Origin of the sequence: Paenirhodobacter populi, from assembly GCF_004022215.1 — a bacterium.
Classification (GTDB): Bacteria; Pseudomonadota; Alphaproteobacteria; order Rhodobacterales; family Rhodobacteraceae; genus Rhodobacter; species Rhodobacter populi.
Genome location: NZ_SAUZ01000012.1, coordinates 121,060 through 145,649, shown reverse-complemented (window position 1 = coordinate 145,649; position 24,590 = coordinate 121,060). Strand labels below are relative to the sequence as shown.

Here is a 24,590-nt window from a genome sequence, read left to right as displayed (position 1 = left end):
TCGCAAAGTGCAATGTTATTACATTACATAACTAAGCGGAATCGCGCGGCGCCGCAATGCCGAATCCGGCCTTGAGGCCAGCCGTTCAGCGCCGGGTCAGGATCTCGCCGGTTTCGAGGATCGTCCAGGTTCCGTCGCCGTTCGCCCGCAGCTTGCGCCCGTCCCTGAGCGTCAGATCCGCTTCCGTGACGGTATAGGTCACGCCGCTGTCGCCTTGCGCGAGGAACGTGACGGGGCTTTTGCGTTTGTCACTCATGGCGCCCTCAACGGTCGGTGATCGGGAATGGCCCGATCGGCGCCACGTTCGGCAGGATCAGCACGGCCTCGTTCACACCGGCGGGGGGTGCGACGAACACCGCCTTCCACGATCCGACACGCGGGTTCTTGGCCGGATCATAGTTGAACTTCAGCTCCAGCGCCTGCGGCGCCATCGGCTTTCCCGCAGCATCGCGCAACAGCGGATAGCGCTGCCCGCCCGCATCGACATGCACCGCCGTCTCGTCAAGGTCCGTATAGATCTTCTCGCCGGAATAGCCGGCGAAATCGGTGAGGAAGCGCACCTCGACGGTCAGCTTGCCGTCCGCGCGCACGGCGCGGCGCAGGTCGGCATGGGCCTTGGCGCTGGCCGTCGCCGGCATTTCGCCGGGATCGAGGGCAACGGCCGGGGAAACGGCGAGCAGGCCGAGGCAGACGAGAGGAACGAGCAACAGGTTACGCATGGGCAAGGCTTTCGGAAAATGAAAGGGCCCCCGGCATCGCCGGAGGCCCATTGGCAAGGCTCAGTTGGACGCCAGCGTCAGACCGAAGGCGTTCATCGCGGCGCGGAACACATCGGTATTGTCGACGTAAAGCTGGCTGTCCTCATCCACGCCATAGGTGGCAAGGCCCGGATCCTTTTTTGCGACGCTCAGGAAATAGTCGGCCCCAGCGCCGTGGGCATAGACCGGCACCAGTTCGCGGGTATGGGTGTCGGTGTTCCAGCGCACCAGCGGCAGCGCCCCGGCCCCCTGATTGAGGACCGGCTGATAGGCCTCCTTGTCCGAACCCGGCCCCTGCAGCAGGCCGTTGCCGTGGTCAGTGGTGACGATCACCAGCGTCTCGTCCCAGGAGCTGTTTTCCTCGACCCAGGCGACGACGGCCTCGACCGTCTCGTTGAAGTCGATCTGTTCCTCGATCAGGCGCGGCAGGTTGTTGGCATGCGCCGCCCAGTCGATCGCGCCGCCCTCGATCATCAGGAAGAAGCCGTCCTCGTCCTGCGCGAGCACATTGAGCGCGCCCTTTGCCATCACCGGCAGGCTCGGCGTATTGTCGAGCAGATTGCCCGCCGCCACGCCCGGACGGTTGAATTGCAGCGTCTGGACGTTCCGCGCGGTGCCGATCACCTTGTCCTTGTCGCCAAGGGCCAGATCGCCCGCCGCCAGCGCCTCGAAATCCTCTTTCGATTCGATATGCGCATAGGCCGTCTGGCCCGAGGTCAGCTTGTCCCAGGTCTCGCGCCCGCCGACATAGCGGAAGGCCTTGTCGTCGGGATTGGCGACCGGTTTGCCGGCGCCGTCGAAATAGGGATGCCCCGTGCCCATGACGACCGTCGCCAGCCCGGCCGAGACGATCTCGGTCCCCAGCCCTTCGTAATCGTTGCGGCTGACGTTATGGCCAAGGAAGCCCGCCGGCGTCGCATGGGTCCATTCGACCGACGAGATCACACCGAGCGAGCGACCGGATTCCACCGCATATTCGCCGATATGCTTCAGCTTCTCGCCGTTGTTCGACCAGTTGATCGCGTTGTTGTAGGTCTTGTGGCCCGAGGCCAGCGCCGTCGCCGCCGCCGCGCTGTCGGTATAATCGGCGCGGGTGTAGTCATACCCGGCGAAGAAGCCCGGATAATCGCCGATGGTGCCTTCGTAGACGGTGTCGACCGGGGTATCGTTCCAAAGCTCGGCCGGATCGAAGGTCACCGCGCCCTCGTTGGTGTTGGTCGGCACGTTCGAGGTGTTCAGCGGATAGGTCGAGGCGAAGACCTTCACGTCGAAATCGTCATAGGCTTCGTGGCCAAGCGCGCCGTGACGATAGTAGCTCGCCGCACGCCAGGTCTCGATCCCGGCCCCGTCGGTGATCAGCAGGATCACGTTCTTCGCCACCGCCTCCTGCGCCATTGCCGGCGCGACCAGAGCGGTCGAGAGTCCAAGCGCGAGCACGGCATATTTCACAATCTTCATCGTCTTCTCCTTGAGCATGGATGGATCGGCCTTTCCGTCGACGATGTGGGTAACAAGATTACATAACATAATCGTGACATTGTCGCGGAAGGGGGGAGATTGTGGTGCCGGGAGATGCGGAATCTGTCTAATTTATTGTTTTTAATACAAATAATGACGCGCATGGAGAGAGAACCAGCCCCCTCGCGCGTGTCCTGCGCATTCGGCGGGGCATCCTTCCACCGGAAGGCTGCCTGATCCGCATTCGGCGGGCCAACCTTCCACTGGAAGGTTGGCTTATCCGCCTCATTCCCCGGGATATTTATGACGAGAGAAGAGATCCGAGCGTCCGGGCCTCGCCTGTTCCGGGCGGAGCGCCGCGCGCGGATCAGGAGCCGCCGCGCAGCCATGCCGCAAGGCGGAAAGGTTGCCTTCTGTCGGAAAGCGCGTCGAAATCCCGCCGGATCGCCGCCGCGTCGAGATGCGTTCCGATCACCACGAGCCTCGTGCCGGCCTGACCGCCCGGCCAGCCTTCCAGCCGCGCAACCGGATAAAGCCGATGCTGCACCGCATGAACGAGCGCCGGAGAGGCGGGATCGTCCCGGACGGCGACGAGCCCCTTGATGCGCAGCAGCCCGTTGCCCGGCGCGGCGGTCAGTTCCGCAAGAAACCGGCGAAGCGCGCCAAGATCCACCGGCTCGTCGCGGGTCAGCGGGATGGCGCGCACATCGCCGTGCCGGTTGAGGTCGTGGAAGTGCCCGCCTGTCCCGTGGTCATGCGCCGGTCCGGCGGTCAGCCAGGCCTCCGCCCCCTCCCCCTTGCCGAAGGCCGAATAGCTGCCGGGTGTCATCAGGCACGCGGGATCGAAATCCGCCGCCGCCGCATCATGGAGGCGCAGCGCCGGGTTGATGGCCCGCAGCCGGTCCGGCCAGTCGCCCGCGGGTGCCACATCGGTGCGGGTCAGCACCGCGTGATCGGCAAAGGCGATCTGGCGCAGGCTCTCGGGATGGGCGTCCAGCACGGCGCCGATCCCCTCGACATCGACCACCGCGATCACCGAGGACAGCCGGAAGGCCCGCGCCACGGCGTGATCGCGCAGCGACAGCGCCCTCATCCCGCCGGGGATCAGGCTGTTGAGGATCGGTGCCGGATCGGCCAGCCCGGTGGTTTCCACGATCACCCGCGAAAAGGGCGGCAGGCTGCCGTCCCTGCGCCCCGACAGCAGGTCACCGAGCGAGGACCGCAGATCGCTGCCCGCCGTGCAACAGATGCAGCCGGTGGTGGTGACCACGGGCCGTTCGCGTCCCTGCCGGACCAGATCGTGATCGACGGGCACCAGACCGAATTCGTTGATGATCAGCGCCGTATCGTGGAAATCGGGACTTTCGAGGATCCGGTTCAGCAAGGTGGTCTTTCCCGCGCCCAGAAAGCCGGTCAGCAGGGTCACGGGAATCGCGGTCATACCCGTCCCCGCTCGCCCGCCGGACAATCCGGGGTCTGGCAATCCGGGCAGGTGCCCTGCAATTCCACCACCCGCCGCCCGATCCGGAAGCCGAGCTTTCTTGCCCGTTCGGAAAGCTGCTCTTCCACCTCGCCCAGATCCATCTCGACGGACAGGCCGCAGTGGTCGCACAGCAGAAAGGCCCCCGCGCGGTCTTCCTCGGGATGGGCGGCGGGAACGAAGGCATTGCGGCTTTCGATCCGCAGGAGCAGCCCCTGATCCAGCAGGAAATCCAGCGTCCGGTAGACCGTGGGCGGCGCTATGGACCGTTGCAGCCGCAGTTCCAGCGCCCGGATCAGGTCATAGGCCCCCAAAGGCCCGCCGCTTTCGAGGAACAGGCCAAAGACCATGCGGCGCAACGGCGTGAACTTTGCCCCGCGCGCGGCGCACAGCGCGCCCGCGCGTTCAAGCGTCACATATCTGCCCGTCGGTTGCGCATCGGATGGCATGGCGTCTGACCCGGAATGAGGGGGCGAACCGGTCTTGTTGATGGCCCCGGCCGGAACCGTTCCGGCCGGGGCGGCGATCACTTCAGCGCCGCCGAGAACATGGCGATGTTGTTCTTCATCATGTCGATATAGGTCGCCGCCGGGCCTTCGGGTCCCGAGAGCGCATCGGAATAGACGGTGCCGCCGATCTTTGCGCCGGTCTCGCTCGCGATCTGTTCCAGCAGGCGCGGATCGGTGACGTTCTCCATGAAGACCGCCGGAATGTGCTCGGCCCGGATCTGGTCGATCAGCTTCGCCACATCCTGTGCCGAGGCCTCGGATTCCGTCGAGATCCCCTCGGGCGCGACGAAGTTCAGCCCATAGGTCTTGGCGAAATAGCCGAAGGCGTCGTGCGAGGTGACGACGGTGCGGTGATCCTCCGGGAAGGCGGCGACCGCCGACCGGATCTCGGCGTCCAGCGCCTTCAGCTTCGCCTCATAGGCTTCGGCATTGGCCTTGTAGGCGGCGGCATTGGCGGGATCGGCCTGTTCCAGCGCGGCGGCGATGTTCTTCACATAGATCTCGGCGTTGGGCACGCTTTGCCAGGCATGGGGGTCGACGCCGTGATGGTCGTGGCCTTCATCGGCATGGTCTTCATGCGCGTGGCCGTGACCCTCTTCGGCATGCTCCCCGTGCGCATGGCCGTGACCCTCTTCGGCGTGCTCCCCATGCGCATGGCCGTGGCCTTCCTCTTCCTCGTCGCCCTCGAAGGGGATCGGGTCCACCCCCTGCGACGCCACGACGACCGGCCCCTTGTAGCCCGACGCCTCGATCAGCCGGTCCATCCAGCCCTCGAAGTCGAGCCCGTTGACGAAGACGAGCTGCGCCGCCGCCACCGATTGCGCGTCATTCGGCGTCGGCTGGAACACATGCGCGTCCCCGTCCGCGGGAACCAGCGTGGTCAGCGCCACATGCTCGCCGCCGATCTGATGCACCAGATCGCCGAGAATGGAAAAGCTCGCCACGACCTTCAGCGGGTCCTGCGCCTGCGCGCCCGTGGCAAGCAGCACCGTCAGGGCCGCAGAGGCGAGGAGAGAGCGACGTGTCAACATGTCTTGTCCTTTCAGGAATGGAAATGCGGGCGCGGCCGGAAACGGGCAAGAATCCCATCCTTCGGACCGCAGATGAGCGAGAAGAGGTAGATGGCCCCCAGCGACAGCGTGATCGCCGGGCCGGACGGCAGGCTCCATTCATACGACGCGACAAGCCCCGCCAGCGAGGCGGCGATCGCCACCCCCATGGCCAGCGCCACCATCGGCCCGAGGTTGCGGCACCAGAACCGCGCGCAGAGCGCCGGCAGGATCATCATCCCCACCGACAGAAGCGTGCCGAGCGCCTGAAATCCGGCGACCAGATTCAGCACCACCAGCCCCAGAAAGATCAGATGCACCGGCCCGCTCCACCGGCTGACCGATCGCAGGAAGGTCGGATCGACGCATTCCAGCACCAGCGGCCGCCAGACCACCGCAAGCGTGACCAGCGTCAGCGTGGCGATCACGCACAGCAGCCGCAGCGCCGCGTCATTTAGCGCCAGCACCGAGCCGAACAGGATATGCATCAGATCGACGTTCGAGCCGCGCAGCGACACCAGCAGCACCCCGAGCGCGAGCGAGATCAGGTAGAAGGCGGCAAGCGAGGCATCCTCGCGCTGTCCCGTCGCGCGCGTCACCGCCCCGGTCAGCACCGCCACCGCCAGCCCCGCGACGATGCCGCCCACGGTCATCGCACCCAGCGACAGGCCGGAGACGAGGAACCCCACCGCCACGCCCGGCAGGATCGCATGGGACATGGCATCGCCCATCAGGCTCATCCGCCGCAGGGTCAGGAAACAGCCGACGGGCGTGGCGCTGAGCGCGATCGCCACCGTGCCCAGCAGGGCGCGCTGCATGAAAACGTAATCGAGGAAGGGCTGGAGCAGATGGCTCATGCCGCGGCCCTCGGGCTCAATGCGGCACGGTCGTCCGAGGCCAGCGCCAGCCGGGCGCGGGTGAGGTTCGCCTCGCTCAGCACCTCGGCCGTCGGTCCCTGCGCGATCTTTTCGCGCGCGATCAGCAGCGCCTCGGGGAAATGCCGCCGCACGAGGTCCATGTCGTGCAGCACGGCGATGACCGTCCGCCCCTCGGCCCGCCATTGATGCAGCAGCGCCATCAGGTCCTCGGTCGTGCGCGCATCGACGGCGGCGAAAGGTTCGTCGAGCAGGCACAGTTCCGCGTCCTGAAGCATCAGCCGCGCGAAAAGCACGCGCTGCATCTGCCCGCCCGACAGCGCCGAAATCGGTCGCGCGCCGAAACCGCTCAGCCCCACCGCCGCAAGGGCTTCGTCCACCCGGTCGCGCCCCTTGCGGCCAAGGTCGCAGAACGCGCCGATCCGCGCCCACAGCCCCATGGCGACGAAGGCCCGCACGTCGATGGGAAACTGCCGGTCCACATCGGCCTGCTGCGGCAGCCAGGCGATGCGCTTGGTGTTGACCTTCAGTTCGCCCTCGGCCGCGGGGAAATCCCCGGCGATGGCGCGCATCAGCGTCGTCTTGCCCGCCCCGTTCGGCCCGACCAGCGCCAGCAACGCCCCGCGCGCGATCTGCCCGGTCAGATGATGCACCGCCGGTTGCCGGTCATAGGCCAGCGTCAGATCCTTGAAAGAGATCATCCCGCGATCCCCAGATACCCGCCCCACAGCAGCCCCGCGAGCAGCAGGGCCAGCACGAGACGCGGGAAAACGCCGCTCAGCAGGGGATCACCGGATCGCAACATCGCTTCCTGTCCGTTTCATAGGTCGCATGTTGGTTATGTTATTTCATAACGCTCTTCAAGTGGATTCCGGCGCGCCATCAGGAAGTTGTGACTGCCCCAGCCGGAGCCGTCAGGCCAGACGATCCGAGTGTGGAGAACCGACAGGCCAGATAGGATCACCGCGGTTCGACCCCGCACAACAGCCTGACAGATCCCCGGACGCCTTGCTCAGCCGCGGGCTGAGAAATTCAGATGGACCTGCGGCGCCGCGCCGAACTTGGCGCGAAAGGCCTTGGAAAAGGCCGAGCGCGAGGAATATCCGCAGGCGATGGCGATATCCAGAATCGACATGTCCGTTTCCGCCAGCAGGATCCGCCCGCGCTGCAACCTCAGATCCGCCGCATATTGCTGCGGCGTCATGCCCAGATGCTGCCGGAACAGCCGCTGGATCTGTCGCCGCGTCACGCCTGCGTGGCGCGCGCAGCCTTCCAGATCGAAGCCGTTCTCGATCTCCGCCTCGATATGTTCCGCCGCGCGCACGACGGTCATGTTCCGCGTCGCCAGCCGCGAGGCGAGCGAGGTGAACTGCACCTCTCCCTCGCGCCGCGAACTGGACAGCAGGCACATCTCCATCACCGCGCGCGACAGCGTCGTGCCGAAATGCGTCGCGATCAGGTTCAGCGCGAGATCCGCCCCCGCCACACCGCCGGCGCAGGTGATGATCCGGTCGTCGAGGCAGAAGACCTGCCGCACCGGCTCAAGGTCCGGAAATGTCTCGCGGAAGCCGGGGATGTTTTCCCAGTGCAGCGTGAAGCGGCGGCCTTCGAGGATCCCGCCCCGCGCCAGCGCATAGGCCCCGGTGCAGAGCCCGCCGACCGTCCGCCCGCGCCGCCACTGCGCCCGGATCCAGCTGCCAAGCGCCGGGCGCATGGTCACATCGGGCGTGACGCCGCCGCAGATCAGCACGCAGCCCGGCTCGGCCTCGGCCGGCAGTTTCCCATCGGGCAGGACCGGGATGCCGTTCGAGCTGCTGACCGGCTGGCCGTCCAGCGAACAGACATGCCAGCGGAACAGCACCCGCCCCGCAAGCTGGTTCGCCACGCGAAAGGGCTCCAGCGCCGAGGTGAAGGCAAGCATGGTGAACCGCGGCACAAGGACAAAGGTCACCGTGACCGGCCCCTTGCCCTCGGGCACCGGCACATGGGCGGCCCCCGGGGCGACGAACCGGCTGTCGGTTTCGCCGCCTTTGGCCGGGTTTTCCCCGAAACCTGCACTGCGTTGTGTGGTCATGGCCCCCCCGCCTGCCCGGATCGTCAACGCGATACCATGCGCATACCGCCGCCGTCAGGCAATCTGGAATCCGTGGCGGAGCGGATCGCGGTCGTCGACGAAAATCGTGTTGTGCCCGGTGATCCGCGCCCAGGCCCCGAGGCTCGGCCGGATGCCCGCGAAGGGGCCGATGCGGACCGCCTCTTCGATCCGGCCTTCGAAGATCGTGCCGATCGGGCTTTCGTTGCGCCACGACACGCCGACAGCCAGCCGCCCCCTGCCGTGAAGCTGCGCCATCCGGGCGGAGGTTCCCGTGCCGCCCGGCGTGCGTCTGATGAAGGCGCGCCATGGGATGACCCCGAGCCGTTTCGGAACCTGCTAGGTGGCCCGCAGCGGTCCCGGGGGCCGTCCGAACTGCGCGGTCAGAACGGCATGAACGGCCATATGGGCCGCAAGGTGCGGTTTCCCGGCGAGAGCTTTGCACCCGGCTAGTCCTGCGCCCGACAGATCACGCTTTCATCGATCTCGTGCAGGAACCGGCGCCCGGTCAGCGCCATGGCGACTTCCAGTTCGGCGCGCAGGAGGGTGAGCATATGCGCCACCCCGGCCGCGCCCCCGACCGCCAGCGCATGGATCTGCGGGCGTCCGATCAGCACGGCGCTTGCGCCCAGAGCCAGCGCCTTGAGCGCGTCGGTGCCGCGCCGGATGCCGCCGTCGCACAGGACCGGCACACGGCCCGCGACGGCGCGGGTGATGCGGGGCAGCACCTCGGCGGTGGCGGGCAGGGTATCCAGCGCCCTGCCCCCGTGGTTCGAGACGATGATCCCGTCGATGCCCGCCTCGACCGCGCGGGTGGCATCCACGGGCGACATGATGCCCTTCAGCAGCACCGGCAGCCGCGTCACCTCCCGCAGCCAGAGGATGTCTTCCCATCCGGGCGCGGTATCGAGCATGCCCAGAAAGACCGGGCTGCGCCCCGGCGGCACGTCGATCACCGGCACATGCAGCCCTTGCAGGTTCACGGGGCCAAGCTCCGCCGGCAGACGGAAGCCCGCGCGCTGTTCCATGTTGCGCAGACCGCTCACCGGCGCATCGACGGTGACGACCAGCGCGCGATAGCCCGCCGCCTCGGCCCGCCGGATCAGGGTGAGCGTATCGTCGCGCCCTGCCTGCATGTAGAGCTGGAACCACAACGGCCCCTGCGCGCGGACGGCGATATCCTCGATCCGACGGCCCGCCTGCGTCGAGACGACCATCACCGCTTCGGCCGCCGCCGCGCCAAGCGCCGTCGCATGTTCCCCTTCGGCATGCGCCAGCCCGTGCGACGCGACAGGGGCCAGCAGGAAGGGATGCGCCATCTCCTGCCCGAACAGCGTCAGCCGCGTCGTCGCGCCGCGCATGTCGGCCAGCACCCGGCCCTCAAGCCTGATCCGCGCCCATGCCTCGAGGTTCGCCCGATGCGTCAGCCCGTCCGCCCCGGCGCCATCGACATAGGCCCGGACCGGCGCGGGCAGGATCGCGTCGGCATGGCGTTCGTAATCGCACAGCGCCACCACGTCGGGCGGGATCTGCGGCATCACATCTCGGCCCAGTGGCGGATCAGGTTGTGGTAATGCGCCGTCAGCCCCGTCGCCGCCGGATCGTCATCCGGCACGACCGAGCGCACCCGCATGATCGTGCGGTCGAGATCGTAAAGCATGTGCCGCTGCCAGTCGTCGCGCACCATCGACTGCGCCCAGAAGAACGAGGCCCACCGCGATCCGCGCGTCACCGGCGTCACCGAATGCAGCGAGGTCGCCGGATAGACCACCGCATGGCCCGCGGGCAGTTTCACCGCATGTTCGCCGTAGGTGTCATGCACGACCAGTTCGCCGCCGTCGTAATCCTCGGGCGGGGTGAGGAAGATGGTGGTCGAGACATCGGTGCGGATGCGCTGCGCGGTGCCGGGGATCACCCGGATCGAGCCATCGACATGGGCGCCGAAGGTCATCCCCTCATCATAGCGGTTGAACATCGGCGGCAGGACATGCAAGGGCAGCGCGGCCGAGGAATAGGCGGGATTGCGGCCAAGCGCGCGCAGCACGATATTGCCCAGCTCGCGCCCCTCGGGGCTGTCGACCGGCACCTGAAGGTTGCGCTTCACCAGTGCGGCCTGATCGCCCGCCGTGGTGCGCCCGTCCTGCCAGGATGTCGATTCCAGCACCTGACGGATATAGCCGACCTCTTCCGGCGTCAGCAGATCGGGAATGGTCACAAGCATTGTCGTCCCTCATATGGGTTCGGGCATGTCGGTTCAGCCTAATCCTGCCCGGTCTGAAAGTTAAGTATTTCTGTCGGAAATTGAGCGCCGTTCCGGCAGGGAAAGGGCGACGCGCGCCGCCCTTTCCCGTCGCGGTGCGGCGATCAGAAGCGATGCGCGATCGAAACCGAGACGTTGCGGCCCGGCTCGACATTGGCAAAGCCGTTGGCGCGCGTCCCGGAATAGAGCTGTTCGTCGAACACGTTGTTGATGTTCAGTTGCAGCCGGGTGTTTTCGGCCAGCTCATACGACGTCATCAGATCCACCCGCGTCTGTTCCGGCAGCACGGCGGTGCGGGCCGCATTCATCGGGCGTTCGTCCATATAGGTCAGGCCGCCGCCCACGGTCCACTGATCCGTCACCGCGTAGGTGGTCCAGATCGCCAGAGTGTTCAGCGGAATGCCGATGACCCGGGCGCCGGTGTTGGAATTCGGCGTGCATTCGCCCCCGGTGCAGGTGTAGCCCGCCTCCAGCGTCTTGGCATCGGTATAGGTATATCCCGCCGAAATGCCCCATTTGTCGGTGATCTGGCCCGCGACGCCCAGCTCGACCCCCTGCGTCCGGGTCTTGCCGATGTTCTCGTATTCGCCATAGGCGTTCAGCGCCCGGGCATTGCGCTTGTCGGTCTTGAACACCGCCGCCGTCACCAGAAGCTGATCGTCGAGGAACGTCCACTTGGTGCCGATTTCGTAGCTGTAGGCCCGTTCGGGTTCCAGATCCTTGTAATCCGCATTGGTGCCGGTCCCGACGCCGTTCGCCTCCCCCGCGGGGTTGGACGAGGTCCCGATCGAGGCGTAGATCGAGCCATTCTCGGCCGGCTTGTAGTTCAGCCCGATGTTCGAGTTCCAGAAGTTGGAATTGTTCTCGGTGATCTCGCCCGCCGCGGTCGTGGTTTTCGCGTCGTATTTGTCGTAGCGCAGCCCGAAGCTCATCTGCCATTGCGGCGCCAGATCGAAGACGTCGAAGGCATAGATGCCATAGCTTCGGTATTTGGTGCGCGAGGTGGTGGGATCGCCCGTGTAGATCGAGCCCGCCCAGTCCGTCCCGCTATCCGGGTTGGTGTAGCCCGTCGAATTGTCGAAGCCGGGCGGGGGCGTCACCTGAATGGTTTTCGCACGCACTTCGGAATCGGACAGATCGACGCCAAGGGCATAGGTATGTCTGGTCCCGAGGAACGCGGCCTCTCCGGTCAGTTGGGAGTTCAGCTGCACGTCGTTGCCGGAGCGGTTGGATTGCCGGCTGGACCGGCTGACGCCGGTGGCGGTGGCGCTTGGAACCGTGACGACATAGTGGTTCGTGGCGGCCCCGGCACGGAGCATGCTGCTCCACCGCAGGTTCGGCGAAAAGTCGTGATCGACGCGCAGGAAGACGGACTTGCTTTCCGCATCGTGCTTGTCGCGGTCCTTGATGCCGTAATAGGCGTCCGTCGGCACATCGACCGGCTGCCACGGATCGTCCGCCGTGCCCGAGCCGCGGCGGTAGGCATCCGGCGTCGTCGCATTGGACCACGGCACGCCGTAATCCATCATGTCCTTGTTCCTGAAGTAATAAAGACCGGCGGTGAGCTTGGTCGCCTCGCCCAGCTGGTAGGAGACGCTCGGCGCGATGCCATAGCGTTTCGAGGTCCGGCCGTCGCGCCCGCCAAGCGAATCCGCATCCTGATACATCAGGTTGAGACGCGCCCCGACATCGCCGAACTGACGGTTGGAATCGAGCGTGAAGCGCTTGTAGGCGCCGGTGCCCAAGGTCGCCGACACATCGTCGAACTGGCCCGGCAGCGGCATCTTCGACACCATGTTGATGGTGCCCCCGGTCGAGCCCACGCCCGCGGCCGTGCCGCCCGGCCCCTTGGTGATCTCGACGCTTTCGAGGTTGAAGGTCTCGTAATCCGTGCGCAGGTTGGACCGGAACCCATCGACCATGACGTCATTGGATGCGGAATTGCCGCGGATCGTGGGGTTGAACCCGGCGGGGTTTCCGCCCTCGCCCGAGGTCAGGGTGATGCCGGGGGTCGTGCGCACGATATCCTCAAGCGAGGTCTGCCCGCGCTCGGTCATTTCCCGCTGGGTGATGACGGTGATCGTCTTCGGCGTATCGACGAGCGGCGTCAGAACTTTTTCATTGCTGCTTTCAGCGACGGAATAGCTGTTGTCGCCCGTAACAGCTGTACCTTCGACCACAACGGTGTCGAGCGTCGTCGCCTCCTGGGCGAAGGAAGGTGCGGCCACAGCGGCCGCGGAAAGTGCGACCACGGGCAAAAGCCCGAGTGTCGGCATCAACGCGCGGGTCTCTTGCGACCGCGCGGCCTGTCGGTTGGTGTCCATGACATGCTCCCGAAACATGAAGACTGCTCCCGCGCCAAGGGCCCGGGAGGGGTGAACAGGAAATGCTGGCGTGATGCTTGCTGGTGGGGCGATCTGGATGAATCTGCAGCCGTCTCTGGATCGCTTCACCGAGCGGTGATTTGGTTGAGAATAAAAGTCAAGTATTTCGGTCAGGCTTACGCGACGGCAACCGGGGCTGTGTGACGGTTTTCCAACGCGCTCACAGGCCCGACCCCCTCCGTGTCGCGGCCCTCACGGCAACCGGGGCGCGTTTCCCCCCGACCCCTCAAGATGCGCCCGATCGGGCGACTGCGGCACAATGAGGCCCGCATCCGCATCCCGCCGACATGGCGAGGAGCGCGTTTGTCACACGCATCACGGCCCGCCGATCAACGCCATCAGGCGGGTCGGCGCGGATGGTGCCGAAAATGCCCTGCGCATCTCTCCCATACCTTGATCGGACCGGTTGCCAACGAATGTCTGGCGTTCGTCGAGCGCTAAGCGCGACACGAACCGCCCCCAAGGTCATGGCGCGGTGATTTCTTTCTGATCCGACCAGTTGCCGATGAATGCCCGGAGTGCATCGAGCGCCGAGCGCGACACGAACCGTCCCCAAGCTCATGCAGCGGGACGATTTCTTTCTGATCCTACCATTTGCCGACGAATGCCCGGAGTTCATCGAGCGCCGAGCGCAACACTAACCGCCCCCACGTTCATGGCGCGGCGATTTCTTTGCGCGGGTTCTGAACCCGCTGCTCATGTCGGTCATCTGACAAATCCGCTTTCCACCGCATCGCTGACAGACCGGGCGACCGGAATGAGGCAGCGCGGATGTCGCCGCGCCCGTTGTATCCTCACATTGTCCCGGGGTGACGGGGCCGGCGTCTTGCGCTATTCCTCCGGCGCTGACGACGGCCGTCAGATCGCCCGCCAATGCACGCTTTCGCCCGCCCGAAGAGACCGGAACCCTATCCTGACCGAGAGTTTCCCCCAATCCGCGAAACGGCCGGCGCTCGGCCCCGCCGTCCCTGTCGCAAGACCCATGTCCTGAAAGGCCGCTGATGACGACCAATGATCGCCCCGAAACGCGGCTGGCCACGCGCCTTGCCTTTGTCGCAGCGGGCGTTGCCATGGCCTGCTGGGCGCCTCTCGTTCCCTTCGCCAAGGCGAATGTCGGCGTCGATGAGGCCGGCCTCGGGCTCTTGCTGCTCTGCCTTGGCGGCGGTTCGGTCACGGCCATGCCGGTGGTCGGCTGGCTTGCGGGCCGGATCGGCAGCAAACCCCTGATCCTCTGGAGCGGGCTGGGCCTTGTCGCGCTTCTTCCGCTGCTGATGCTGGCCGATACGGTGCCGGTGCTGGCGGTGACACTGATGCTGTTCGGGGCCGCCCTCGGCACGCTCGATGTCGCAATGAATGTCCATGCGGTCGAGGTGGAACGGGATGCGCCGAAGCCGCTGATGTCGGGGTTCCATGCGATGTTCAGCATCGGCGGCTTTGCCGGGGCGGGCGGCATGACGCTGCTTCTTGGCGCAGGGCTGACGCCGGTGCTGGCTGCGGTCTTCGGCAGTCTGCTGACGCTCGTCGCCCTGCTGCTGGCCTGGCCCCGGCTGCTGATCGCGAAGGCCGGGGAGCCGATCCCCTTCGCCCTGCCCCGCGGCATCGTGCTGCTGCTGGCCGGTCTCGCGGGGATCACCTTCCTCGTCGAGGGCGCGGTTCTGGATTGGAGCGCCCTTCTGGTCACCGGCAACGGGTTGCTGGATCCCGCGCATGGCGGGGTCGGATACATGCTCTTTGCAGGCGCGATGACGGTCGGCCGGCTGACCGGCGACAGGATCGTCGCCCGGCTGGGCGCGGCCCGGGTGCTGGCGGCCGGCGGCATCACCTCGGTTCTGGGGATCGTGCTGTTGCTCACCTCGCCGGTCGCGGGCATCGCGCTTGCGGGCTTCGTCCTGATCGGGCTGGGCGCGTCCAATATCGTCCCGGTCCTGTTCAGCCTCGCGGGGCGGCAAAAGGTGATGTCGCCCGCGCTTGCGATCGCGGCGGTGACGACCGTGGGCTATGGCGGCATCCTGCTCGGCCCCGCACTGCTCGGCCTGATCGCGCATAACTTCGACCTGTCGGCGGCCTTCGCCCTGCTGGCCGTGCTTCTGACGGTCATTCCCGCGACGGCCCGCCTCGCAACGAAAAGGGCCGAATGACCGGCGCATGCGCAGCCCCATGACCTTGAGGCCGTCGCGGTTCAGATCAGCGGCGGCAGCAGGTTCATCAGCAGGACCATGATCAGCCCGATCACCGAAACGATCGACTGGATGACCGATATGGTCATCGTCGCCTCGCCCATCGACATGCCGAAGGATTCCTTGACCAGCCAGAACCCGGCATGGTTGGCGTAGTTGAAGAACAGCGAGCCGCAGCCGATCGCCAGTGCAAGCAGCGGCGCGTTCACCGGGCCGGCCCCCGCCAGCGGCGCCAGAAGCCCGGCGGCGCCGACGATGCCGACCGTCGCCGAACCCGTCGAGACCGACAGCAGCATGGCGATGAACCAGCCCAGCAACAGCGGCGAGAGCGAGAACTGCTGGCTCAGATGCACGATCGCGTCGCCCACCTTGGCATCGGTCAGGACATGCTGGAACGCCCCGCCACCGGCGATGATCAACAATACGTTGGCGATCGGCTTGACGCTTGCCGACAGGGAATTGCGCAGCTTTTCCGAATCTCCGCGCCGCGCGTAGACAAGGATCCATGCCGCGAACAGAACGCCGATCAGCATGGCGATCGCGGGCGATCCGAGAAAGCCGGTGATCTGCACCGCGGGCGATCCCTCGGGGAAGACCAGCTCCGCGATCGCGTGGAAAAGCATGAGGAAGGCGGGGAGCAAGGCCGTCAGCAGGCTCAGCCCCAGCCCCGGAGGCGTGCTGGCCCGGGCATCGTTGCCGGCGCTGGTCACCGCGAACTGGTCGATCAGCGCCTGATCTGGCTTGACGCCCATGCGCGGGGTGATGAGCGCGCCGTAGATCGGACCGCCCAGCACGATCGCCGGAACGGCCGCGATGAAGCCATACAGCATCGTCGCCCCGATGCTGGTGTTCAGCGCCGCGATGGCGGTGAGGGGACCGGGATGCGGCGGCACCATGCCATGCATCGCCGCAAGCGCCGCGATGACCGGAACGCCGATATAGACATAGGCCGAGCCGCGGATGCTCGCGGTTTCCTCGAGCTTGCGCGCCACGCTGAAGACCAGCGGCAGCAGCACGACAAGGCCCACCTCAAAGAACATCGGAATGCCGATGACGAAGGCCACGCCCGCCATCGCCCAGGGCAGCAGCCGCGTCGAGGTCTTGCGGATGATCGTGTTGGAGATCCCCTCCGTCACCCCGGTATCCGCAAGGATCTTGCCAAGCATCGCGCCAAGCGCCACGACGATGCCCACCGCGCCGAGCGTATTGCCCGCCCCCGCGGTGATCGACTTGACCAGCGCCTCTTGCGGCATTCCGGTCAGAAGCCCCACCACCACCGATGTCACCATCAGCGCAAGGAGCGGATGCAGCCTGACGCGGGACACGATCAGCGCGACAAGGAAAAGAACGCCGCCAAGGGCGATCGCGAGCAGTTGCCAATCCGAATAACTCATGCTTCCTCCCGGGGGAAATCCATGCGGCGGGGTTCGTGATGGGGTCCCCGCTGTGCCGGGATCGGATCGCAAGTCATCGCCCACGCGGCGGCCAGTCCCTCCTGACGGCCGCGCAGCATGGATAAAGCCGCTGTGCGATCCGCCCGTCAATATCCCCCGCGATCACGAATGACGGCTGACCGCCCTCGGCCTCGACGAACGGGGGCCGGCCGGGATTTTCGGCTGTTTTGCGCCACGGGATGCCGGGCATTCTGCCGCCGATGCGCCTAGCCGTGAGAACCAGATTCGATGATTCAGGAGCCATCCATACATGCTTCGAGCGGCCATGCGACGTCGGGGCAGCCAGTTCACCTCGACCAGCTTCATCAAGCTGCTGGCCACACCAGAGGTCAGGATCAGCATGGATGGCAAATGTCTTCGGCGAACGTCTCTGCAGGCCACCAAACACGAAGGAGGCTATCTGCGCGCCTGCGCCAGCATCTGTGAAGAACGTGCCGCAATCGCCCGCTATCCGCCGGCTGCATTCATCTCCTCAGGGAACCCCTCCGATCCCACTTCGGTCAGCCGATGCCAGAAACGGCGGCGTAACCAAGGCGGAAATCTGCGAACCACCTCTGCCCTGCCGCTAAGAGAGCGTCAGAGATGGCGGGTTTCGGCGGGCATCGTGATGAATTGCCGTCTGTTTTCATGTGCCAGATCCGGAATCCGATAGCGTTCCGGCAGCGGCCACGGCGCGACGGACGGGAACAAATGACATCGGCAGACCGCCATAGTAGGCTGACGCCGAAGCTCATTCCCGGTCCCCCGATGCCCCATATGCCGAATTTCCGACAGGTCACCGCCTTCCTGAGCGTTGCGCGTCATCTGCATTTCACCATCGCCGCGCAGGAATTGCGGATGTCACAGCCTGCGGTAACCTCGCAAATCCGGCTGCTGGAAAATCAGCTCGACATCAAGCTGTTCGACCGCACGAAGCGCGAAGTGGTGCTGACCGCAGCCGGGCGCGACCTCCTGCCGATCATGGAGCGGCTCGCCTTGAACATGGAGGAGCTCGTCGCCGCGAGCGGCGATCTGGCGCAGGGGCGGCGCGGCCTCGTGCGGGTCGCCGCCCTGCCCTCGGTCGCGGCGAGCCTTCTGCCGATCGCGCTTGCCGATTTCGCCGGGCGCAACCCGAATGTCGATGTCGAAATCGCCGATGTCGTCGCCGATGAGGTGGTCGACCTGATCAAGTCGGATCAGGTGGATTTCGGCATCGGCATCCGCCTGACGGCGGACCGCTCGCTCCGGACGGAGCCGCTGATGACGGACAGGCTGTGCGTATTCTGCCGTGAGGATCACCCTCTCGCCACGCGAACCGGCCCCTTGACGCTGCATGACTGCGCACCGTTCCCGATGATCGTCACCCGGCGCAACAGCAGCGTCCGCTCGATCCTGGCACGGGCAACCATGCGTCTTGAGGGGGGCGTGACCATCGCGCTCGAGACGCATTACATGTCAACCGCGCTTGGCGCGGCACGGGCAGGGCTTGGCATCACCATTCTGCCCGCCGCCGCGCGCGAGGCGGGCTCGATGGCGGGACTGGTATGCCGCGCCATGAACGAACCCGATCTGGTCCGGGAGTTCAGCCTGATCTCGCACGCGAACCGCAGCCTGCAACCGATTGCGTCAGACCTGATGTCGGCGCTGCGCAGAGCCGCCGCCTCGGAGGCCGACGACCTGTTTCAATCCGTCTGACGATCCGGAAGCTCCAGCGCGAGCAACGCGGACGCAAGGCATTTCCCATGGGCATCGAGGGCAAGGGAGCGCGTCACACCGCCGCCAAGAGCGTTGAACATCAGGAAATTCAGCGCCCCAAGGCCCGGAAGCTCGAACCGTTCGACGTGGCCCTTGACGATCCCGGCGAAATGCGCGCGCACCTTCTCGGCCGTCAGATGCGTGCGCAGAAAGTCGTAATCCGCCGGATCGTAGGCGATGACCGAGATGTTGGAGTGATCGCCCTTGTCGCCGGTGCGCGAATGCGCGATGTCGCGAAGCTGCATCACAGGTCCTCCGAGGTGAAGATGTCGACGCGGGGGGAAACCCGCGCGCGCGGGATCAGGGCCGAGAGCATGGCAACGATCTGGCGTGCCGACTGGACCGCGCCACCACCGCTCGCCGGACCGTTGGTGTAAAGCGTCTCGACTTCGGCGCCGATCCGTTTGGCTTCCGCCATCGTCGCGGTCCGCCCCGCCACACGCAGCCGCACCTCGGCCGGTGCCGCGGGGGCGCTGAACGTATCGCCCAGAATGGCATTCACCCCGATCAGGTCGAACCGCAACTCACGCGCTTTCAATCCGATGATCTCGAAGCGCTCCCGCACGATCTCGGCGGCGAGCTGTCCGCGGGCCAGCGCGGCGGGGCCGGCGTAGGAGATCTGACCCTCGCCGATATAGCCGTCGACGAACCCGACCGAGGCCTTGAGCGTCTCGGGGCGCGCGCGGCCGGTGGCACCGCAGACGGCGACCCGGTCCGGGCCGATCCCGCGCACCGTGACGCCCGAGAAATCGGCCGTCACATCGGGGGTCAGATAGGCCCGCGGATCGTGGACCTCGTAAAGGATCTGTTCCTTCAGCGTGGCCTCGCAGACGCGGCCGCCGGATCCCGGAACCTTGGTGATGACGGCCGAGCCGTCCTCGGACACCTCGCCGATCGGAAAGCCGAGACGCGCCAGCCCCGGCACGTCCTTGACCCCGGGGTCGGCGAAATATCCCCCCGTTACCTGTCCGGCGCATTCCAGAAGATGCCCGACGAGCGTGCCCTTGCCGAGCCTGTCCCAATCGTCGGGTGCCCAGCCGAATTCATGGATCTGCGGCGCAAGGAACAGCGACGGATCCGCCACCCGCCCGGTGATCACCACATCCGCCCCCCGGGCCAGCGCCTCGACGATCGGTTCCGCCCCGATATAGGCGTTGGCCGAAATCAGCACATCGCGCATCGTGCGCGCCGGCGCGCCGGTCTCCTGAATGGGATAATCGCCATCCAGAAGATCGCCCAGAACCTCGTCGCCCGAAACCGCCGCGACGCGAAGACCGGAAATGTTCAGCTCCTGCGCGATCAGCAGCACCTTGCGCGCCGCGGCCTGCGGATTCGCCGCCCCCATGTTGGAGATGATGCGTATACCCTTTTCATGACACAGCCCCAGAACCGCGCGCATCCGTGCCTCGAGCAGCGGGTCATGGCCTGCCTCCGGATCCGCAAGCCGGGCGCGCTGCGCTATGGCGATCGTGCGCTCCGCCAGACACTCGAAGACGAGGTAGTCGATCCCGCCCTTCTGCGCGAGTTCCACCGCCGGTTCGATGCGATCGCCGGAATAGCCGGCGCCCGATCCGATACGAATGGTTTTCATGATACTCCCTTTCTCGTCAGAGCGTGATGGCGCCGGTCAGGACGGCGACGACGGTCATCACGATGGACGTCGCCCAGAGGAAGCCGAACGTGAACCTCTGGTGATCGCCCAGCTCGATCCGGCACAGCCCGACGAGCAGGAAGGTCGCAGGGGTCAGCGGACTGATCGGGAAGCCCGTCGTCATCTGTCCGACGATGGCCGCGCGGCCCATGTTGATCGGGTCGACGCCAAGTGCGCCTCCCGCCTCGGACAGGACCGGAAGAATGCCGAAATAGAACGAATCCGGATCGAACAGCAGGCTCAGCGGCATCGACAGCAGCGACAGCACGATCGGCATATGCTTGGCGTTTTCCGAGGGGATATGCGCCGCCGCGTAATCCGCCATGGCCGAAAGCATGTTGGTCCCGCTCATGATCCCGGTAAAGACGCCCGCCGCCAGAAGGATTGTCGCCATCATCAGGGCCGCCTTGGCATGGCTGTCGATGCGGCGGCGCTGTTCGGCAACGGACGGATAGTTCAGCAGCAGGGCCGCAATGGTGCCGATCATGAAGCACAGCACCGGCTGGGCCAGTTCGGCGATCATCGCCGCCAGAACGGCAACGACCAGAGCGCAGTTCACCCAGAACATCCCGGGCCGCATCAGCGCGCGCTCCTCCTCCGGCAGATCGCGCCGATGGGTCTCGTTCGCGCCCCCGGGCGCCGCGGCACCCCCGCCCAGCCCCAGCCTGCGTTCCTCGCGCAGCCCCAGATACCAGGCGCAGAGCAGAACGAACGCCAGCCCGGCGGCCTGCGCCGGGATCATCGGCAGATAAAGGTCGCCGACAGGAATCTGCAGCGCGCTGGCCGCACGCAACGTCGGCCCACCCCAGGGCAGCATGTTCGCCGTGCCCGCCGCCATCGCAATGACGCAGGCGAGGATCCGGCGATCCATCCCGAGGCGATCGAACAGCGGCAGCATCGCCGGAACGGTGACCAAAAAGGTCACCGCGCCGGACCCATCAAGATGCACGATCATCGCCAGAACCGCCGTGCCAAGCACGATCCGCGATGGCCGCAACCCGACAAGCCGCAAGGTGCCACCGATAATCGGCTCAAGCGTTCCCGCATCCTTGATGATGCCAAAGAACAGGATCGCGAAAATGAACATGCCGACGACGGGGGCAAGCTTCTGGATGCCGGAAATGGCGAATTTCGACGTGTCCTCAAAGCTGAAACCGGCGAACAGCGCGGTGATGATCGGAATCACCACCAGTGCCGCCATCGGCGACAGCTTCTTCGAGATGATCCCAGCCAGAACCAAGACAACAGTCAACAAGCCTGCAAGTGCAAGCATGGCGTTCCTCCTCCACTGATCGGGAAATACCGCGCGCCTCCGGCAGCGGCACTCCGTCGGCTGACGACTCCTCCCGTCAACCGTCCTCTGGACCGCAAGATGGATCGCGAAGAAAAATAAGTAAAATATATTAGTGTTATTTCAGTAATAGATATTTCCTGCGGAAGGTATCCCCGAAGCCGGACAGTTGGAGCGCGAAGATCGCCCCCCAGCCCGGCCTGTTTCAATGACTGAACACCAAGGGTGTTGCGCGAATGCTGGCGGATGCCGAATTTGCCGGCATCCGGATCGACCGCGACCTGCGGGTCATCCGGATCGCGCAGGCCCGCGAGATGGGATTCCCGACGGGGGATGGATCGTCTGCGCGCTCACGACGCAAAATCCGCATCGAAACTACGCCTCGGAAATACGCGCAACAAAGCAGGCAGGCGTAGCGCCCCGTCGCAGGAAATCGCAGCTTCAGGCTATCGTTGGAGACCGTGGCGTCGGGGCTGGTTGCGGGGGCATGATCCACACATTGTTTCGCGATGTCCAAAGCAATCATCCCGCCCTGCCCCACGATAGCAGCCTGCGGGAGAGCACCCAACGCGCGCCCAGTTGCGCGGCTTGCTCCGGGCGGACGAGACCGCGCGGAGGTGCAATCCATGCCCGGGATAGGGCCGATCACGGCCAACGCCCCGGCGACGACCGATAGTCTGACCGGGAATTGACCTGCGCGAAACCTTCGGTCCCGGCACCGGTCTGCCCGTCATGCCGGGATGTGGATCTGCGTCGGATAGCGTGGCTTCAGGCAGGATCGTCCTTCGGGACATATTCAAAGACCTCGGCATGCGACGCGACATGGAACCGCCCGTCCGCCGTCACCCAGCCGCGGAACATTCCGTCGGTGTTGTAGGGCGCGGCGATGTCGCCGTTGGCGGCCACGGCCACCAGCCCCGCGCCGATATTGTGGGGCTTCAGATCCTCCATCACCACGCGCCCGGCCGCCGTCGACAGATCCTCGCCCAGGTAGGCCATGCGGGCGGCGATCTCGTGGCCGACGACATGGCGGATGAAATATTCACCCTTGCCGGTGCCCGAGACCGCGCAGACGCCGTCGCGCGCATAGGTGCCCGCGCCGATGACGGGGCTGTCGCCGACCCGGCCGTCCGGCTTGTTGTTGTAGCCGCCGGTCGAGGTCGCCGCCGCCAGATGCCCGTGCAGATCCAGCGCCACCGCGCCAACGGTGCCGTGCTTTTCCGCCTCTTTCGCCCCGGCCTCGGTGCCTGCGGCGACATGCGCCTTCATCGCGGCCAGCGCCTGTTTGCGGCGTTCCGTGGTGAAATACTCCTGCGGCTCGGTCGGCAGGCCCATGCGCGCGGCAAAGCGGTCGGCGGCGGCTCCGGCCAGCAGGACCGCATCGCCATGATCCAGAACCGCCCGCGCCGCGGCGACCGGATTGCGGATATGCTGCGCCGCGCAGACCGCCCCCGCCGCCAGCGTCTCGCCATCCATGATCGAGGCGTCAAGCTCGTGGATGCCGTTCTCGTTCAGCGCGGCGCCGTGGCCCGCGTTGAAATGCGGGCTGTCCTCCATCACCATCACCGCCGCCTGCACCGCGTCGAGCGACCGTCCCCCCGCCGCCAGCACCGCATGGCCCGCCACGAGCGCACGCCCCAGATCGTTGCGGGCAGCCTGCCATTCGGCCTCGCTCAGATCGAGCTTCGCCATCACTCCACAGCCGCCATGAATGGCAAGCGCAAATCCGGTCATGATCGTCTCCGTCGTCGAAACGGGGGCGCCATCGCCGGGCGCCCCCTTTCGCATCATTGTTTCGGATGGATGTCCGTGGCCAGCGTATCCTCGTCCGAGCGCGGATCGTAGGTCAACTTGTCCTTCTTCGCGCCCCAGGCCGACAGATTGACCGCCAGCGGCAGGTCGGGCCGGTCCGTCGCGACCAGCATGTTGGCCTGTTCCAGCAGGTCGCGGCGCTTCGCCTCGTCCATCTCGACGGCGGCAGCCTCGATCAGTTCATCCATCTTCGGGTTGGAATAGCCGCGCACGTTGAACGCGCCAAGCGACTTTTCCTTGTCGTTCGTGTGCATCAGCGACGACAGCATATAGTTCGACTCGCCGGTCAGCGTGCCCCAGGAGGCCATGTACAGCGAATACTCACCGCGCGTCTTGGCCGGATTGAACACCGCGGCAGGCACGCCCTGCACGTTGACCGTCACGTCGATCGCCGCCAGAAGCTGCGCGACCGTCGGCCCAAGCTCCGTCGGCATCCGGTCGTTCGCATAGGCGAGCGTGACCTTGAACCCTTCGGGATATCCCGCCTCGGCCATCAGGGCATGGGCCTTTTCGACATCGAAGACCGGCGCCGGAATGTCCTTGTTGTAACCGAAGATATTGGGCGAAACGAGCTGTGTGGAAACCTCGCCCATCCCCTCAAGCGCGAATTCCACGATCGTCTCGCGGTCGAGCGCGAGGTCGAACGCCTCCCGCACGCGCGGGTCGAGGAAGGGGTTTTTGTCGAGCTTCTTGCCCGCATTGTCCCACACCTGCGGCGAATCCTCGCGGAAGTCGAATTCCAGATAGGGGATGTAGACCGAGGGCGACTTGATCACCTCAAGGTCCTTGTCGGATTCGATGCTGTCGATGTCGGTCGCCGGCACCTTCGAGATGATATCCACCTGCCCGGCCCTGAGCTGCGCGACGCGGGCGGCATCGTTCGGGATTTCCTTGCGGACAACCTTGTCCCAGGGCTGCGCGCCGTCCCAGTAGCCGTCGAATTTCTCCAGCACCAGATCCTGCGTCGGCGCCCAGGAGACGAATTTATAGGGGCCGGTGCCGATCGTGGCCTTGCCCGAGTTGAACCCTTCGGCCGAGGTCTCCTGCGTCGAATACTCCGCCGCCGCCTGATGGGAAACAATGAACAGGCGCACGAAATCGTTGGGCAGGGTCGGCGCCGGCCCGTTCGTCTTCACCCGGATGGTATAGTCGTCCACGATCTCGACCTCCGCGACACGGCGCACATAGATCGTCGTCGGGTTCGGGCCGGTGACGTTCGGGATCCGCTCGATCGAGAATTTCACATCCTCGGCGGTGAAATCGGACCCGTCGTGGAACTTCACCCCTTTGCGCAGGGTGAATTCCCAGGTCGTGTCGTCCAGCGCCTTCCATTCGGTGGCCAGCGATGGTTCGATCTGCAGATCGTTGCCCGATTTCAGCAGCGTATCGAAGATCTGCTTCGTCGCCTCGGCATTGGCCGCCGTGGCGGTGAAATGCGGGTCCATCGAAGCGGGGCCGGTTTTCGTCGCGATCACCAGATCCGCGGCCAGCGCCGGGATCGGGGATGCCAGCGCGGTCGCAAGGAATGCCGCGCGCAGAATGGGTGTCAGTTTCATTCATTCCCTCTCAGACAATAGCCCTTGGGCCAAGGATTGCATGCCGGCTT

22 protein-coding genes are annotated in these 24,590 nt (G+C 65.8%); 3 read left to right on the top strand and 19 right to left on the bottom strand.

The window, feature by feature from the left end; genetic code table 11:
* Nucleotides 1-85: 85 nt before the first annotated feature.
* From D2T30_RS23095 to D2T30_RS11550, 13 genes are all read right to left on the bottom strand, one after another.
* Nucleotides 86-256, bottom strand: a complete 171-nt coding sequence (locus tag D2T30_RS23095; RefSeq protein WP_164882491.1) for a hypothetical protein — start codon at nt 254-256, stop codon at nt 86-88.
* 7 nt (nt 257-263) lie between these two features.
* Complete coding sequence (locus tag D2T30_RS11605) at nt 264-719, bottom strand: hypothetical protein (protein WP_128208991.1); 456 nt, start codon at nt 717-719, stop codon at nt 264-266.
* A 60-nt stretch (nt 720-779) separates the two neighbouring features.
* Nucleotides 780-2,216 (bottom strand): alkaline phosphatase, encoded by a 1,437-nt coding sequence (locus D2T30_RS11600; protein ID WP_128208990.1) that lies wholly within the window; start codon nt 2,214-2,216, stop codon nt 780-782.
* A gap of 367 nt (nt 2,217-2,583) precedes the next feature.
* Nucleotides 2,584-3,657 carry a CobW family GTP-binding protein gene (locus tag D2T30_RS11595; protein ID WP_206612936.1) on the bottom strand — a complete coding sequence of 358 codons (1,074 nt, stop codon included), beginning with the start codon at nt 3,655-3,657 and terminating at the stop codon, nt 2,584-2,586.
* On the bottom strand, nt 3,654-4,112 hold the full coding sequence (locus D2T30_RS11590) for a Fur family transcriptional regulator (protein ID WP_164882493.1): 459 nt from the start codon (nt 4,110-4,112) through the stop codon (nt 3,654-3,656). Before D2T30_RS11590 ends, D2T30_RS11595 begins: the two co-directional genes overlap by 4 nt.
* Before the next feature lie 110 nt (nt 4,113-4,222).
* Complete coding sequence (locus D2T30_RS11585) at nt 4,223-5,236, bottom strand: metal ABC transporter substrate-binding protein (protein ID WP_128208988.1); 1,014 nt, start codon at nt 5,234-5,236, stop codon at nt 4,223-4,225.
* Nucleotides 5,237-5,247: 11 nt separating this feature from the next.
* On the bottom strand, nt 5,248-6,111 hold the full coding sequence (locus D2T30_RS11580) for a metal ABC transporter permease (RefSeq protein WP_128208987.1): 864 nt from the start codon (nt 6,109-6,111) through the stop codon (nt 5,248-5,250).
* Nucleotides 6,108-6,830, bottom strand: a complete 723-nt coding sequence (locus tag D2T30_RS11575) for a metal ABC transporter ATP-binding protein (RefSeq protein WP_128208986.1) — start codon at nt 6,828-6,830, stop codon at nt 6,108-6,110. The genes D2T30_RS11580 and D2T30_RS11575 overlap by 4 nt, the downstream gene beginning before the upstream one ends.
* Before the next feature lie 311 nt (nt 6,831-7,141).
* The gene (locus D2T30_RS11570) at nt 7,142-8,203 is read right to left on the bottom strand and encodes a GlxA family transcriptional regulator (RefSeq protein ID WP_128208985.1); all 1,062 of its coding nucleotides are present in this window, start codon (nt 8,201-8,203) and stop codon (nt 7,142-7,144) included.
* Between the two features lie 54 nt (nt 8,204-8,257).
* Nucleotides 8,258-8,518 (bottom strand): proline racemase family protein, encoded by a 261-nt coding sequence (locus D2T30_RS11565; RefSeq protein WP_277749559.1) that lies wholly within the window; start codon nt 8,516-8,518, stop codon nt 8,258-8,260.
* A gap of 152 nt (nt 8,519-8,670) precedes the next feature.
* On the bottom strand, nt 8,671-9,759 hold the full coding sequence (locus D2T30_RS11560) for an alpha-hydroxy acid oxidase (protein ID WP_128208983.1): 1,089 nt from the start codon (nt 9,757-9,759) through the stop codon (nt 8,671-8,673).
* Nucleotides 9,759-10,442, bottom strand: coding sequence for a Fe2+-dependent dioxygenase (locus tag D2T30_RS11555; RefSeq protein ID WP_128208982.1), 684 nt, complete (start codon nt 10,440-10,442; stop codon nt 9,759-9,761). The genes D2T30_RS11560 and D2T30_RS11555 overlap by 1 nt, the downstream gene beginning before the upstream one ends.
* A 143-nt stretch (nt 10,443-10,585) precedes the next feature.
* Nucleotides 10,586-12,805, bottom strand: coding sequence for a TonB-dependent receptor (locus tag D2T30_RS11550; RefSeq protein WP_164884289.1), 2,220 nt, complete (start codon nt 12,803-12,805; stop codon nt 10,586-10,588).
* A gap of 1,061 nt (nt 12,806-13,866) precedes the next feature.
* Between D2T30_RS11550 and D2T30_RS11545 the strand changes: the two genes are divergently transcribed.
* On the top strand, nt 13,867-15,003 hold the full coding sequence (locus D2T30_RS11545; RefSeq protein ID WP_241651249.1) for an MFS transporter: 1,137 nt from the start codon (nt 13,867-13,869) through the stop codon (nt 15,001-15,003).
* Nucleotides 15,004-15,044: 41 nt separating this feature from the next.
* Here the strand turns inward: D2T30_RS11545 and D2T30_RS11540 are convergent, their stop codons facing one another.
* Nucleotides 15,045-16,436 carry a GntP family permease gene (locus D2T30_RS11540; protein WP_128208979.1) on the bottom strand — a complete coding sequence of 464 codons (1,392 nt, stop codon included), beginning with the start codon at nt 16,434-16,436 and terminating at the stop codon, nt 15,045-15,047.
* 750 nt (nt 16,437-17,186) lie between these two features.
* On the opposite strand from D2T30_RS11540, the gene D2T30_RS11535 reads away from it, so the two are divergent.
* Entirely contained in the window at nt 17,187-18,170 is a 984-nt protein-coding gene (locus D2T30_RS11535; RefSeq protein WP_164884288.1) for a LysR family transcriptional regulator, read from the top strand.
* On the opposite strand, the gene D2T30_RS11530 is transcribed toward D2T30_RS11535, so the two are convergent.
* The 3 genes from D2T30_RS11530 to D2T30_RS11520 are packed head-to-tail and all read right to left on the bottom strand — an operon-like array spanning nt 18,158 to nt 21,154.
* A complete protein-coding gene (locus D2T30_RS11530) occupies nt 18,158-18,475 on the bottom strand; it encodes an AtuA-related protein (RefSeq protein ID WP_128208977.1) in 318 nt (105 codons plus the stop codon). The two genes, D2T30_RS11535 and D2T30_RS11530, sit on opposite strands and share 13 nt — an antisense overlap.
* Nucleotides 18,475-19,821, bottom strand: a complete 1,347-nt coding sequence (locus tag D2T30_RS11525; protein WP_128208976.1) for an acyclic terpene utilization AtuA family protein — start codon at nt 19,819-19,821, stop codon at nt 18,475-18,477. The genes D2T30_RS11530 and D2T30_RS11525 overlap by 1 nt, the downstream gene beginning before the upstream one ends.
* 16 nt (nt 19,822-19,837) lie before the next feature.
* Nucleotides 19,838-21,154 (bottom strand): CitMHS family transporter, encoded by a 1,317-nt coding sequence (locus tag D2T30_RS11520; protein WP_128208975.1) that lies wholly within the window; start codon nt 21,152-21,154, stop codon nt 19,838-19,840.
* A 254-nt stretch (nt 21,155-21,408) separates the two neighbouring features.
* On the opposite strand from D2T30_RS11520, the gene D2T30_RS11515 reads away from it, so the two are divergent.
* Nucleotides 21,409-21,588 (top strand): hypothetical protein, encoded by a 180-nt coding sequence (locus D2T30_RS11515; protein WP_128208974.1) that lies wholly within the window; start codon nt 21,409-21,411, stop codon nt 21,586-21,588.
* 352 nt (nt 21,589-21,940) lie between these two features.
* Here D2T30_RS11515 and D2T30_RS11510 read toward each other — a convergent pair whose 3' ends face one another.
* Nucleotides 21,941-22,906: an isoaspartyl peptidase/L-asparaginase family protein gene (locus D2T30_RS11510; protein ID WP_128208973.1), complete on the bottom strand. Its 966-nt coding sequence runs from the start codon at nt 22,904-22,906 to the stop codon at nt 21,941-21,943.
* 53 nt (nt 22,907-22,959) lie between these two features.
* On the bottom strand, nt 22,960-24,540 hold the full coding sequence (locus D2T30_RS11505; RefSeq protein ID WP_128208972.1) for an ABC transporter substrate-binding protein: 1,581 nt from the start codon (nt 24,538-24,540) through the stop codon (nt 22,960-22,962).
* Between the last annotated feature and the right edge of the window lie 50 nt (nt 24,541-24,590).